The sequence below is a fragment of the Lysobacter terrae genome, assembly GCF_054782215.1.
The window spans coordinates 59,987-74,058 of the sequence record NZ_BAAGSX010000007.1 but is presented as its reverse complement, the minus strand read 5'-3'; the positions used below and the strand labels follow the sequence as shown (position 1 = coordinate 74,058).

10 protein-coding genes are annotated in these 14,072 nt (G+C 67.2%); 5 read left to right on the top strand and 5 right to left on the bottom strand.

Annotated features, from left to right (window positions below):
- Positions 1-104: 104 nt before the first annotated feature.
- Entirely contained in the window at positions 105-1,331 is a 1,227-nt protein-coding gene (locus ACYVJ8_RS11575; RefSeq protein ID WP_460712507.1) for a multifunctional CCA addition/repair protein, read from the bottom strand.
- 36 nt (positions 1,332-1,367) lie between these two features.
- A complete protein-coding gene (locus ACYVJ8_RS11570; RefSeq protein ID WP_460712590.1) occupies positions 1,368-3,398 on the bottom strand; it encodes a lytic transglycosylase domain-containing protein in 2,031 nt (676 codons plus the stop codon).
- 204 nt (positions 3,399-3,602) lie between these two features.
- Here ACYVJ8_RS11570 and ACYVJ8_RS11565 point away from each other — a divergent pair, with 204 nt between their 5' ends.
- Both ACYVJ8_RS11565 and ACYVJ8_RS11560 read left to right on the top strand, forming a co-directional pair.
- Complete coding sequence (locus ACYVJ8_RS11565; RefSeq protein ID WP_460712505.1) at positions 3,603-4,409, top strand: sulfite exporter TauE/SafE family protein; 807 nt, start codon at positions 3,603-3,605, stop codon at positions 4,407-4,409.
- A gap of 130 nt (positions 4,410-4,539) precedes the next feature.
- Positions 4,540-7,470: a TonB-dependent receptor domain-containing protein gene (locus ACYVJ8_RS11560; protein ID WP_460712503.1), complete on the top strand. Its 2,931-nt coding sequence runs from the start codon at positions 4,540-4,542 to the stop codon at positions 7,468-7,470.
- Between the two features lie 80 nt (positions 7,471-7,550).
- Here ACYVJ8_RS11560 and ACYVJ8_RS11555 read toward each other — a convergent pair whose 3' ends face one another.
- Positions 7,551-9,395, bottom strand: coding sequence for a tetratricopeptide repeat-containing sulfotransferase family protein (locus ACYVJ8_RS11555; protein WP_460712501.1), 1,845 nt, complete (start codon positions 9,393-9,395; stop codon positions 7,551-7,553).
- 81 nt (positions 9,396-9,476) lie between these two features.
- Between ACYVJ8_RS11555 and ACYVJ8_RS11550 the strand changes: the two genes are divergently transcribed.
- From ACYVJ8_RS11550 to ACYVJ8_RS11540, 3 genes are read left to right on the top strand one after another with little or no spacing between them, the layout of a single operon-like run.
- Positions 9,477-10,046 (top strand): 2OG-Fe(II) oxygenase, encoded by a 570-nt coding sequence (locus ACYVJ8_RS11550; RefSeq protein WP_460712499.1) that lies wholly within the window; start codon positions 9,477-9,479, stop codon positions 10,044-10,046.
- Positions 10,047-10,049: 3 nt separating this feature from the next.
- Positions 10,050-11,201: a class I SAM-dependent methyltransferase gene (locus ACYVJ8_RS11545; RefSeq protein ID WP_460712497.1), complete on the top strand. Its 1,152-nt coding sequence runs from the start codon at positions 10,050-10,052 to the stop codon at positions 11,199-11,201.
- The gene (locus ACYVJ8_RS11540; protein WP_460712495.1) at positions 11,198-12,469 is read left to right on the top strand and encodes an aspartyl/asparaginyl beta-hydroxylase domain-containing protein; all 1,272 of its coding nucleotides are present in this window, start codon (positions 11,198-11,200) and stop codon (positions 12,467-12,469) included. The genes ACYVJ8_RS11545 and ACYVJ8_RS11540 overlap by 4 nt, the downstream gene beginning before the upstream one ends.
- Positions 12,470-12,498: 29 nt before the next feature.
- Here the strand turns inward: ACYVJ8_RS11540 and ACYVJ8_RS11535 are convergent, their stop codons facing one another.
- Both ACYVJ8_RS11535 and ACYVJ8_RS11530 read right to left on the bottom strand, forming a co-directional pair.
- Positions 12,499-13,272 carry an endonuclease/exonuclease/phosphatase family protein gene (locus tag ACYVJ8_RS11535; protein ID WP_460712493.1) on the bottom strand — a complete coding sequence of 258 codons (774 nt, stop codon included), beginning with the start codon at positions 13,270-13,272 and terminating at the stop codon, positions 12,499-12,501.
- A gap of 17 nt (positions 13,273-13,289) precedes the next feature.
- Positions 13,290-14,051 carry a thiol:disulfide interchange protein DsbA/DsbL gene (locus ACYVJ8_RS11530; RefSeq protein WP_460712491.1) on the bottom strand — a complete coding sequence of 254 codons (762 nt, stop codon included), beginning with the start codon at positions 14,049-14,051 and terminating at the stop codon, positions 13,290-13,292.
- Between the last annotated feature and the right edge of the window lie 21 nt (positions 14,052-14,072).

Genomic DNA, 14,072 nt, shown 5'->3' with positions numbered 1-14,072 from the left:
CGGAAGCAACAGCCAAAGCAACTCGCTGCGCTCGCTCCCCCTCACCGCCCCTTCGGGGCACCTCTCCCCGCAAGCGGGGAGAGGGAGATCATCAGCAGATCAGCTCAGAGCTTCTTCCCGGTCGCCGACGCAATCGCCACGATGCGTGCCTGGCGCACCGCTTCGCCCAGGGCAGGTCCTTGCAGGTCGCCGGGCAGGTCCGCCGCGCGCACGGTCATCGCCGCGGCGTGCGCTTCGCGCAGCAGGGCGCCCGCGGGGTACTCCAGCTCCGACATGCCCGCGCGTCCGCGCTTGTCCGCTTCGCAGGCAATGGTGACGCGGACGATGCGTTCAGGGCGGCGGAAGCCGTCGCAGCGCGCGATCAGTTCGTACACGGTGGAAGCGCGCAGCTCTTCCATGCGGTGCACGTTGAGATGGTCGCGGCACACGCATTCGGCGAGCTGGCGATGTTCGACCGGCACCTTGAGCCGTTCGCACAGCGCGCGCAGCGGCGCGATGCCAGCCTCCTCGTGGCCGATGTGCCGGGGCAGCACCGCTTCGGGCGTCAGTGCCTTGCCCAGGTCGTGGGTGAGCGCAGCGAAGCCGACCAGTTCGTCGCCCGGCGCCAGGCGTGCGGCCATGTCGCAGACGAGTTCGACGTGCACACCGGTATCGACTTCCGGATGGAACTCCGCGCGCTGCGGTACGCCGTAGAGCGCGTCCACTTCCGGCAGCACCACGGCGAGGGCGCCGCAGTCGTGCAGGATGCGCAGGAACGCCGAAGGCGTCTGGCTGGTGATGGCGCGGCGCAGTTCCTGCCACACCCGTTCGGGAGTGAGCTCTTCCAGCTCGCCGCTGGCGACCATCTCGCCCATCAGCGCCATCGTCTCGGGTGCGACGGTGAAACCCAGTTGGGCGAAACGCGCCATGAAGCGCGCGGCGCGCAACACACGCAAAGGATCTTCGGCGAATGCAGGACTGACATGGCGCAGGACGCGCGCCTCGAGGTCGCGCTGACCGCCGTAGGGATCGATGAGGTTGCCGCCTTCGTCCTGCGCGATCGCGTTGATCGTGAAGTCGCGGCGCTGCAGGTCTTCCTCGAGCGTGACCGACGGATCTGCGTCGACGACGAATCCGCGATAGCCGCGGCCGGACTTGCGCTCGGTCCGCGCCAAGGCGTACTCCTCGCCCGTGTCCGGATGCAGGAACACGGGGAAGTCGCGGCCGACCGCCTTGAAGCCGGCCGCTTCCATCGCCCCCGGCGTCGCGCCGACCACGACGAAGTCGCGATCGCCATGGCCGAGGCCAAGCAAGCGATCACGGACGGCACCGCCGACGAGGAAAGTTTTCATCTGCCGAAGTGTAAGCGGTTGTCCGCGGTCGGATTATCAGCGTCGCGGGCGCTTCTTCGCTGGCGGCGTGGTCGGCGCGACCGACGGCGCGGGTGCCACCGCGAGCGGACAGACGAACTTCTTGCGCGGGCCGTCCAGGCGTCCGCGCATGCGTTCGGTGAGGCTCAACGCAGTGCCCTTGAGCCGCCAGTCGTAGAGCACGCTGAATGCCATCACCCGCGCGACGTAATCGCGCGTCTCTTTGTAGCTGATGGTTTCGACCCAGAAATCCGGATCCATGCCCGGGCGCTGCGATTGCCAGCGCTCCAGCGGCGTGGGACCGGCGTTGTAACCGGCGATGGCCTGATAGGGCTGCCCGCCGTACTTGTCGAGCAACTGGCGCAGATACGCGCTGCCGAGGGTGATATTGGTGTCCGGGTCGTAGAGCGAATCGGCGCCACCCCAGCTCAGGCCGAGATCGCGCGCGACCGTGGCGCCGGTGCCGGGCAGTATCTGCATCAGACCCATCGCGTTGGCGCCGGAACGCGCGCGCGGGTCGAACACGCTTTCGGCGCGAATCTCGCCCGCCACCCAGGCCGGGTCGAGCCGGTTGTTCGCGGCCTCGCGGCGGATGCGGGCGTCGTGATGCAGCGGGAAGCGCAGCGTGTACAGCCGCAATTCTTCCGGCCGCGCTTCGCCCGATGGCGTCTTGCCCAAGGCGAACACGGCGCGATCAAACCAGCCGTGCGACTGCGCGACTTCGATCGCGAGCCGGCGCTGGGTGTCGTCGAAGCGGCTGAGCGCGTCGTCCCATTCGCGCGTCGCCCAGCCGCGGCGGTCGATGCGATACAGGTCGAGCGCGCGCACCAGCGCGGGATCGGCGGCCACGGTCGCGCGCTGAGCTCCGGTGTCGTTCGGCATCCACGGACATAGCGTGTACGAAGCGCCGATCCGGTCGGCGGCGAGGAAGCCGTGGTACTCGGGCTTGTTGGCGGCTTCGCGATACAGGCGTTGCGCGGCCGCCTTGTCGCCGGTGATCTCGGACAGGCGTGCTTCGAAATATTGCCAGCGCGAATCGCTGCGCTGCTTGTCGCTCATCTTGCGGATCGCAGCGAGCGCGGCAGGCCAGTCGGAACGCGACATCGCCTCGCGCGCACGCCACTCGTGCAGGCGTTCGTCGTAGGCGCTGGCCGGCACGGCCTCGAGGCGTCGCGCCGATTCGGGTTCGTACGAGGCGACGGTCCACAGCGCGATCTGGTACAGCACGCGGCTGCGGTCTTCGTCGGTGAAGCCGAGCGCATCGGCGTACTGCGGCAGTTGCGCTTCGGCCGCCAGAGGCACCGACGTGGCGAGACGGGCCAGGCCGTACGACGCCATGCGCCGGCTGCGTTCGGTCCTGGGCCACTGTAATGCGCGCGGATTGATCGCGTCGAGGAAAGTCGCGTACTCGTTGGCGAGTGTCGCGTCTTCTGCGGGCAGGCCGCGTGCGGCGGCGCGCATCGCACCGGGCTGCCATTCGGCCCCGGCTTTGTCGATGCGCTCCCAGCGCAGTTCGGGGGTCAGACCGCCTTTAGCGGCAAGCGAGTCGAACACGGGATCGCAGTTGGGGGGCAGGGGCTTGCCGGAGTCGCGCCACAACGCCTGCGCATCGGCGCTCCATTGCGCGTCGTCGCGTCCCAGCGCCTGGCGCGCGCGCAGTTCGGCGCAGCGCAAGTCGACGCTCCTGCCGACTGCGGGACGCCAGGCGGCCAGCAACGCCGCCCAGTCTTCGCGCCGCGAGGTTTGCGCGATCCAGATTTCGCGGAACGCGGCCGCAGCGGCCTGGCCGTCGTAGCGGCTCAAGAAGGATTGCGCCTGCGCTTCGCCGACATCGTCGATGTTGTGGCGCAGGTTGGCGTATTCGATCCACACATACAGCGGGTGGCGGACGAGATCGCCGAATTGCGTGGAATCGAAGTCGCCACGTTCGGCCGCTTCGATGGCGGCCTGCACGCGCAGCAGTTGCGGGTCGGCGGCCACGATGGCGGCTGCCAATGGCGAGGCCTGGGCCTGGGTATTCCAGTGCAGCGACGATGGACCGGACACCATGGGCAGGGTGCCGGCCACGGCCGCCACCAGTGCGGTGACGAGGATGCGGGGGAGCATCGGGGGACTATAGCCGAGCTAGATGAATAGACCGTCGTCGGCGTAGATGCGGTCGCGTGCGTCGGCAATGGCGCGTCGCGCGCGCGTGGCATCGCCTCTCGTCGCACACGCTACGATCGCGGCATTTCGCCCGCCGCTGGAGTGTCCATGCTCGTTTCGCTGTTGTTGTTCCTGGCGCTGGGCGCCGTCGCCGGCATCCTCGCGGGGCTGTTGGGCGTGGGCGGTGGGCTCGTGCTCGTCGCTGCGCTGGCGTGGTTGCTTCCCAGCGTCGGCGTGCCGAAGGAGGCGGCTATGCATGCGGCGCTGGCGAGCTCGCTGGCAAGCATCGTGTTGACCGCGGCGGCTTCGGCGCGCGCGCACAACAGCCGTGGCAGTGTGTTGTGGCCGACCGTGCGCTGGATGGTGCCCGGGCTGCTTATCGGCGGCTGGCTGGGCAGCGGCGTCGCCGTCCGCATCAATGGCGATGTGCTGCGCTGGATCGTTGCAGGCTACTGCCTGCTGGCGGCCGCGCAGCTCGCGTTCGGCCGCACGCGTGCCGGCGCGGAGGCCACGGCGACCGTCGCTCCGCACGGCGTGCCGATGACCGCCGCCGGCGTATTGATCGGCGCGGTGTCGGCCGTGGTCGGCATCGGCGGTGGCAGCATGACCGTGCCGCTGCTGGTCTGGCGCGGCGTGCAGCCGGTGCGCGCGGTCGGAACCTCCTCGGCCTGCGGGGTGGCGATCGGCTTCGCCAGTGCGGTCGGATATGTCCTGCACGCACCGCATGGTGCACTGCCGCAATTCTCTCTGGGCTACGTGTATTTGCCTGGCGCGATCGGGGTCGCAGCGACCTCGGTGCTTGCCGCCCCCTACGGCATGCGCCTCGCGCACCGCCTGGATCCGGCCACTTTGCGGCGGGTGTTCGCGGCTTTTTTGGCTGCCGTGGCTATCGCATTGGCCGTCGGCAATTCGTGACGGAGGTCATGCCATCGCAGGCGTGACTTCTTGCCGCTTGTGGCCGCTTCACTAATTGTTTACAACTCCGAGGCCGCACCTTAGACGCGGCCCACCGCGCGCCCCCAAAAGAATTCCAGGAGAGAGAATCATGCAAGCGCTGCGCCACCAACCTCTGGCGAAAGCCATCCAGTTGTCGCTACTGATCAGCCTGCCCGGCCTCGCGGCCGCTCAGGACGCTGCACCGGCCCCCGAGCAGGGCCAGAAGGCCACCACCCTCGACACCATCACGGTGACCGGTTCGCGCATCAAGCGCACCGACATCGAAACCTCGAGCCCCGTGTTCCAGATCGATCGTCAGGCGATCGACTCGACCGGTGCGCAGACGATCGGTGCCTTCATCCAGTCGGTCCCCGCGATGGCGGGTGCCGCGACCAACCCGTCGGTCAACAACGGCGGTAGCGGCCCCGGCGGCCCGAACCCCAGCGGTACCGGTGCAGCCACCGTCTCGCTGCGCGGCCTGACCGAAGTGCGCACGCTGATCCTGATCAACGGCCGCCGCATCGTCACCAACGACGTCAACTCGATCCCGATGTCCATGGTCGAGCGCGTCGAAATCCTCAAGGACGGCGCCTCGGCGATCTATGGCTCCGACGCCGTGGGCGGCGTGGTCAACTTCATCCTGCGCCGCAACTTCGACGGCTCGCAGGTGAGCGTCGACTACGGCATCAGCGACCAGGACGACGGCGAGCGTTACGGCATCAACGGCACGTTGGGCCTGAGCGGCGACCGCGGCAGCTTCATCCTCGGCATCAACTACCACAAGCAGAAGGAAGTCAGCGCAGCCGATCGCGACTTCTCGAAGAACGCGCTGACGCTGTATGCGGGCGCGGTCAACATTGGTGGTTCCAGCCGTACCACCACTGGCCGCTACACCGTGCCGGAAAGCGTCGCTGGTCTGGACTGCAACGGCGACGGTGATCTGGCCGACAACGCCGGTCTCACCCACATCGCGGGCACCGCGGGCACGTCGCCTTCGGATTTCCGCTGCTTCACCGGCGCCGACCTCTTCAACTACCAGGCCGTCGGCAACGTCGAACTGACCCCGCAGGAACGCGCGGGCTTCTTCGTCACCGGCAACTATGACGTTACCGAGGGCGTGACGGCGTACCTCGACGCGTTCGTCAATCGCACCCGCTCCGCCAGCCAGATCGCGCCGCTGCCGTACGACGGCCGTCCGGGCAACGACAACGTCGTCATCTCCGCCGACAACATCTACAACCCGTTCGGCGTCGACATCACCGACAGCCGTCTGCGCCTGTCCGACCTGGGCAATCGCCGCTTCGCGTTCAACACCGAGGTCAACCAGTTCAACGGCGGCCTGAAGGGCAACTTCGGCGACAGCTCCTGGTCGTGGGATGCCGGTGCCAGCTATGGCCGCATCACCCAGGACCTGTCCACCACCGGCTACATCCAGTCGTCCAAGCTGCAGGATGGCCTGGGCCCGTCGTTCATCGATGCCGGCGGCGTGCCGCGCTGTGGTACCCCCACCGACATCATCCCGAACTGCGTGCCGCTGAACTTCTTCGGCGTCCCGTACGACCTGAGCACGCCTGTAGGCCAGGCGGCGCGCGACGCGTTGGCCGCCATCACGGTCGCCTCGCATACGCACAAGGTGCAGGTGATGAAGGGTGCGCAGGCGAACTTCGCCGGCGACCTGTTCGATCTGCCCGCCGGCACGGTCAAGGCTGCCGTGGGTCTCGAGTGGCGTCGGGTCAGCCTGAACTTCACCCCCGACTCGCTCTCCACCCTGAACCCCGATGCGGAGTTCACCTGCGAGATCTCCAGTGAAGCCTGCGCCTCGCGTACCTCCGGCTACACCGAGACCAAGGAAGTCTACGGCGAAGTCCTGATCCCGATCCTGGCCGATGCACCGTTCGCCAAGTCGCTCAATGTGACGCTGGGTACCCGCTACTCGCGCTACAACAGCTTCGGCAACACGACCAACAGCAAGCTGGGCGTGGAATGGCGTCCGATCGACAACCTGCTGCTGCGCAGCACCTATGCGCAGGTGTTCCGCGCGCCGACGGTCACCGACCTGTACAGCGGCCTGTTCGCCTTCTCGGCAGGCTATACCGATCCGTGCGTGGGCTACACCGGTCCGCTTAACGGCAACCCGGCTTGTATCAACGTGCCCAACGACGGTAGCTACCGCGCGCCGGATACGCAGCTGTCGGCCTTCCTCGGCGGCAACCCGGATCTGAAGCCGGAAGAAGGCAGCGTCTTCACCATCGGTGCGGTGTACGAGCCGGAATGGCTGCCGGGCTTCTCGACCACCATCGATGCGTGGAAGGTGCACCTGGACGACACGATCGGTACCTTCGGTACCTTCACCATCCTCAACCAGTGCTTCAACAGCACCATCGCCAATCCGTCGCCGTTCTGCTCGTTGTTCTCGCGCGACCCGGCCAGTGGCGACCCGATCCGCCTGTTCGACGCGTCCGCCAACGTGGGTGAGACGGACACGAAGGGCATCGACATCGGCTTCCGCTACAAGACCGAGACCCCGTGGGGCAAGATCCGCGCCAGCCTGGACACCACGTACCTGGCGCAGTACGACGTGAAGACGATCTTCAACGGCGTCGTCACGGCCGAGCAGCACAACGCGGGCACCTACTTGGGTTCGGCCAATGGTGGCCTCGGCAACTACAGCCGCTGGCGCGGTATCGGCGTGTTGGGTTGGAACCTGGGCAACTTCGACGCGCAGTGGACGACTCGCTACGTGCACGGCTTCAAGATCGGCTCCAAGCCCGGCGTGGACACCGTTCCCTGCGCGGACCGTGCGATCTCGCCGGGTAGCGAGGGTTGCTTGCTGACCTTCGGTGCGCAGACGTACCACAACATCGAGTTCGGCTATAAGTTGCCGTGGGACATGATGGTGCGCGTCGGCGTCGACAATGCGTTCGACAAGAAGCCGCCGATCATGTACCAGAACAACACCGCCGACGGTAATACCGACCCGCAGACGTTCGACACGGTGGGCCGCTACTACTGGGTGAACTTCACGGCCAACTTCAAGTAATTCGGCCGGGTGTAAATCAAAAGCCGCGCAGCGAAAGCTGCGCGGCTTTTTTTGTTTTGCAGTTGCGCTATGCGCGGCGACTAGATGGCTTCGTACCCGAAGCGCTCGATCCAGGGGCGCAGCCGTTCGAGCGTTCGCTCGCTGAAATGGCGGCGATACGCGAGCCAGCGACCGACCGCTTTAGGGTTCACCGGTTCCACCACCTGCGCATAACTCGGCGTCCCGATGGCGCGCTCGCGCGCGCGCTGGGTGAAGCGCAGGAGATCGTCTTGCCACGGCAAGTCCAGGAAGGCCATCAGGCGTCGCGCCTCCGCTTCCGTGGATGCCACGAGATCCTCGTAACGGAGCACATGCAGCGGAAGGCCGATTGCGTCGCGCGTACGCAACCAATAGTCGAACACGCGGTCGTACAGCTCGGCGCAGGACTCGAGCGTGTCGAATACCACCGCGAACGCAGGCGAGCCGAAATGCTGCATGTAGCAGCTCAGCACCACGTCGCAGGGATGGCGCACGGCAAGGATCACCCGCGCATCCGGGAAGAAGTGCGGCAGCAGCGGCAGCCGCAAAAGATTGAGCGGGTTCTTGTCGACGGGACGTGCGCCGACGCCCAGTGGCGCGGGCAGGACGCCATCAACGTCAGCGAAGTAGCGCTCGCGCAGCTGCTGGCGGCTCGATGCATCCAGCGTGCGCAACGCGGCCTGGATCGTATCGGCCCGCGTGTAAAGGCCTTGAGCCAACCCCTGCACGAACGGTTGCTCGTCGAAGGAGGCCAGCTCGCTATGCGCGTCCAGCAATTGCTCCAGCAGCGTCGTGCCGGAGCGCGGAAAACCGACGACGAACACCGGATCGCGACGTTCGTCCGCAAACCGCAGGGCTGGCGGGGCAGGATCGGGCAGAGGTTCGTCCATCACGCCATACAGATCCGACCGCAGCGCCAATGCCGGATGCAGGGCGGTCGCCTGTGCAAAGCGCAGCGCGTGTGCTTCAGCGAAGGCCTTCATTGCGCCATCGACATCGCCCGTTTTCGCGAGAGCTGCGCCCAGATCGAACCCGAAGCTGATCCGCGTCGTGATGTCCAGATCGGGACGGGACAGCAGCGCCTCCAGCTTCGCGCGCGCCGCCGCAGGGTCGTTCTGTCGTCCGGCCAGTCGCGCATCCAGCTGCAGCAGCTTGTCGCTCAGGCGTTCGCGCGCCGATGCATCCAGCTGCGATTCCAGCGTCGCGCGTTCGCGCAGCGCGGCGTCCAGCCGGTTCAGCCGTTCCAGGGCAAGCACGGCGCCGATGCGCGCATCGGTCTGCCCAGGGTCGTCGCGAAGGACCTCTGCGAACACGCGCTCCGCTGCGTCATGGCTGCCGCCGCGCGACAACAGATAGCCCAGTTCGCAACGCTGGGCTGCGTCCAGCGGTTGCCGCAGCAAGGCATCGACCTCGCCGTGTGCAGCGTTCCATTCGTCCAGGCCGCCCAGGAGCTGCGCGCGCAGTAGGCGAAACTCGAAGTCGCCCGGATCGCGCGCCAGTGCCTGTTCCGCATGAGCGAGCGCCGGGCGCAATTCTCCAGCGGCAGCAAGGGCGCGGGCCATGGCGAAGTGGACGGCCGCATCGCGCGCGCCAAGGGCAAGGGCGCGCTCCAGCGGTTCGCGCGCTTCGAGTGCGCGGCCGAGTTCGCACAGACAGTTGCCCAGGTTCGACCAATGCGTCGCCTGCTGGGGTTGGAGCGCGACCAGGCGCTGGTAAAGCGGCAGTGCCTCGCCGGCCTGGCCCTGCGCGCTGAGCGCCACGGCGCGGATGCCGATCCAGCCGGCGTCGTCCGGTGCGCCGAGCAGCGCACGCTGCGCCATCTCGCCGGCGGATCGGGCGTCGCCGCGCTGAAGATTCCGCAGCGCTTCGCGGAGTGCGTCCTGGCTGGCGTCGTGGGGTACGGACATGCCTTTATGATGCCCGACGACCGTAGTATTTGCCCTGTCCGAGCGCACTTCCGCGCCGCCGCCATGACCAGGAATTCCAGCGTGCCGATTGCCGCGTCCCTCGACCGTTTCGTGCAGGTGTATGACGATGCGCTGCCTGGCGCCCTGTGCCAGCGAATGATCGAGTCGTTCCATGCCTTGTCGCGCTTCCATCGCCGCAACGGCGAAGGCGTGCGCGGCGGCCTGGAGGACAGCCGCTGGACCGAGCTCGACATCAGCGCACTGTCCGACGCCAATTTTCGCGCGATGCTGCTGGCGAACATGCATGCCTATCTGGCGCGCTACGTGGAGACCGTCGGCCTGACCATTCCGGTGCCGGCGACGCAGCACACCAGCGAATTCATCATCAAGCGTTATCAGCCCGGCGGCCAGGAGCAGTTCCAGCCGCATTTCGATTCGCTGGGCGAGGTCAGCAATCGCTACCTGGTGTTCCTCTGGTATCTCAACGACGTCGCCGAGGGCGGCGAAACCGCCTTCGTCGACATGGGGCTGGAGGTGAAGCCCAAGGCGGGCCGGCTGCTGATGTTCCCGCCTTACTGGATGTTCCAGCACGCCGGACGCGCGCCGCTGAGCAACGACAAGTACATCCTGTCCACCTATTTCCTGTTCTGAGCAGTGCTGACTGTGGAAAACGATCGTTCCGCATCGACCCGCCTGGTGTTTTCCGCCGACGCGGCCGTGCGCTTCCAGCAGGGACGCATGCTCATCCATACCGGCACATCGGCGGCGCCTTTCGTCACCGATCAGCCCGGACTCATCGGCTGGTTGGCGCAATTCGCCCAACCGGTGGAAGTGGATACGGCATTGGGGACCTTGCCCGAAGGTGCGCGTGCCTTCGCCGCGCGCGCCGTGGCCTACCTGCAACAAATCGGTGCGCTGACCGTTCGCGACGACTCCGGTGAGGCCGACATCGAAGCCGCGCATGCGCGCAGCCGCGAACACCTCGCCGCGCTGGCCCAGGCCGTTTACGAGTTGGGCTGCGACGTCGCCGGTTTCGGTCCGCATGCCGAATCGGCGTTGCGACAGCGCGACGGCATCGGCTTGGCGGCGCGGCTCGAGGCCCTGCGAACTTCCGTCGCCACGCTGCGCGGGGAGTTGGCGGAGCGACGCACGCCTTATCTGCAGGCACAGTTGCAGGCGCTCGACGTCGGCCAGGACGCGCGCGGCCTGAAGCTGCATATCGGTTGCGGTCCGTGCCTGCTGCCCGGATGGATCAACCTGGACGTGCACCCGGCGCCGCTGGCAACCAATGTGCTGTGGGGGCTGCCGTTCGCCGAGGGCAGCGTGCGGCTGATCTTCCTGTCGCATCTGCTCGAACACCTGTTCTATCCCAACGATGTGATGCCTTTCCTGAGCGAGCTGTTGCGCGTCCTGGAGCCCGGCGGCGTCGTGCGCATCGTGGTGCCGGACATCGCGCAATGCATCGAGGCCTATCAGCGCGACGACGCGGCGTTCTTCGAACACCGGATCGAGCATTGGGGCGCCGGCGATGGTCAGACCACGCGGCTGGAAGACTTTCTCGCTTACGCCGGCGCGGGACCGGATCCGGCGTGGCTGTTCCAGGCGCACAAGTTCGGCTACGACTTCGCGACGCTGCGCCGGGCGTTGCAACGCGCCGGCTTCACGGACATCGAACAGTCGCAGTTCAATGCCAGCCGCCATGAGGAGTTGCAGGTCGACGCGAACAGCGAGGTCGCCGGGGCGAAGTACGGCGATCGCCACTATTCGCTGTTCGTCGAGGCACGCAAGCCGGAAGGCCGAGCATGAGCACCCTGCTTGCACAAGCGCGAAGCTGGGCGCAGGCGGGTGATCCGCGCGCGCTGGCGGCGTATCGGCAAGTGCTGGAGCAGGGCGAGTCATCCGAGGCGCGCGTCTTCATCGCGCGCGATGCCTTGGCGGGCGGGCGTGCGGATGTCGCGCTGAATCATCTGCAGCAGGCCTGCCGCAACGAACCGGGCAATGCCACGTTGCTCGCGCATCTCGCCGTGGCCGCCGAGGCGGCGGGCTATGCCGACGAGGCGCGCCAGGCGCTGCTGTACGCCGTGCGCATCGCGCCTGGTTTCTACATGGCCTATCTGCAGTTGGGCCGGCTGATGGAGCGGGCGGGAGACCGGCTCGGCGCGATGCGTGCGTACTTCCGCGCCCTCAGTCGTGCCCAACTCGAAGAGAAATGGCTCGACGAAGCGAGCACGCCGCCGCCGTTGCGAGCGCAGGTCGCGCATGCCGCCGTATTCGTGAAAGCGTCGCGCCCGGAATTGTTGGCCTATCTGCTCGATCCGCTGGTGGAGCAGCACGGCAACCAGGCAATGCGCCGCGTCGAACGCGCCTTGCGCGGCTATTTCGAACTCGAGCCCATCGCTCCCGCCGATGCCGCGCAGAAGCCGAAGTTTCTGTTCTTTCCCGACCTGCCGGCCACGCCGTATTTCTCCACTCGGGATTTCGACTGGATCCCCGCGCTGGAAGCCGGTTGGGCGGACATTCGCAAGGAAGCGCGTGCCGTGCTCGAGGATCCGCGCGCGCTGACGCCCTTCCTGGACGCGCCGGCCGAAGCCGACCTCAGCGAGTATCTGCAAGGCGAAAACACGGCGCCGCACTGGGATGCCTTCTTCTTCTACCGCCACGGACGCGCGTTCGCGGACAACCATCGCCGCAGTCCGGCCACCTCGCATGCACTGGAAGGCTTGCCACTACTGCGTATTGCGGAGCACGCACCGGAAGTATGTTTTTCAGTGCTTTCGCCCGGAACGCACATCCTTCCCCACCACGGCGTCACCAACATCCGCGCGGTGGTGCACCTGCCGTTGCTGGTGCCGCGCGATTGCGCGCTGCGCGTCGGCGACCAGGTGCATGCCTGGCGCGAAGGCGAATGCATCGCCTTCGACGATACCTGGCTGCACGAAGCCTGGAATCGCAGCGACGACACGCGGGTGATCCTGCTGATGGACGCATGGAATCCGCATCTGACCTTGCCCGAGCGCCAGGCGATGACCGCGATCGTGGAAGGCATCGGCGACTTCAATCGCGGCCAGGTTTAAACGCACCCGCTTCAAGCAATCCGAGCCCCTCAGGTTCGGATCGCGCGCTCCGGCACATCCAGCTCCAGCGACAGCGCCAGATGATCCGACTGCGCCGCCGGCATCGCGCGCGCGTGGTGGCGGGTGAGGCCGTCGCCGAGCAGGATGTGATCGATCGCGCGCTGCGGGCGCCAGCTCGGGAAAGTCGGCACGACGTGCGCCGGCGGTTGCAGGCGCGTGCGCCGGAACAGCGCCGCCATTTCCGGCCGGTCGATATCGCAGTTGAAGTCGCCCATCAGCACAGCATGCGGGTGGTCGTACAGCAGCTCGGCGATGAAGGCGAGCTGCGAGGCGCGCGACTGCGCGCCGAGCGACAGATGCGCGATGGCGATGGTGAGCGCCTCGTCGTCGTCGCCGAAGCGCGCGAGCAGCACGCCGCGGCCGGCGATGCGCCCCGGTAATGCGTGATCGACGACTTCGACCGGTTCCAGCTTGCTCAGCAGGCCGTTCGCGCTGGAGGCGACGCCGCCGACACGGCGATTGGGCTGATGGCTCCAGTAGTGGAAGCCGCCGCGCTGCGCGAGGTAATGGGTCTGGTTGGTGAAGCCCGAGCGCAGGCTGCCGGGATCGCTCTCGTTGAGGCCGACGATGTCATGCTCGCCGGCGAGCCGTGCGATCGCATCGAGGCTGCCGTGCTTGTTGCCCAGCGGCAGCACGTGCGACCAACTGCGCGTGGCGTAGTCGCTGTAGCGGCGCGTGCTGGAACCTGCCTGGATGTTGGCGCTGAGCAGCTTGAGCCGCCGGTGGCCGGTAGACGCCTGCATGGCCCGAGGACGCCGGCTCAGCCGCCGCGCGCCGCGCGCTCCTTCGCGACCAGATGCGTAGCGATGCGCAACATGTCTTCCATGGTCTTGCCGGTCACGCGGTACTTGCCCGCCACCACTATCCCGGGCGTGCCGTCGACACCCGATTTCAGGATGAAAGCGTTCGCGTGCCTGATCGCTTCGTTGGTGGCCGGGCTGGTCATCGCCGCGGCCAACTTCGTGGGATCCACACCGAAGCGGCCATAAAACGCGGCGACGGTCTGCGGCGTGGCGCGCATCGCATCCAGGGTGGCATCGACATGGATGGCGTTGAACAGCGCCTCATGGCTCTTGTTGCGCACGCCCGCCGCTTCGGCCGCGTAGAACGCACGCGTGAACGGCTCCGGATTAGCGCCGAAGAAGCCGGCCACCGGCACGAACTTCACGTCCGCGGGTTGCCGGGCGCGCCATTCCAGCAGCATCGGTTCGAAGTGCGCGCAGTGCGGGCAGGTGTAGCTGAAGACTTCTGCCACTTCGATGCGGCCGTCGGCGGGTGCGTAGGTCTGGCCGCCGGCGATGTCGGCGTAATCGATACCCGCGACCGGCGCGGGGCCGACCGGCACGTCGGGCTTGGCCGCGGGCGTAGGCTCGGCGGGTGTCGGTGCGTTCGCGACCGCGGTCGTGGCGGCCGGTGCTGCGCCGCCCGAAGCCGCGACTGCCGGCACCGCGGATGAGCGCGAACAGGCGGCCAAGCCGGCGAGCAGCAGGGTGGACACCAACAAAGCCGGGCGCAGGCGCATCGAGACTTTCTCCGCGTGAAT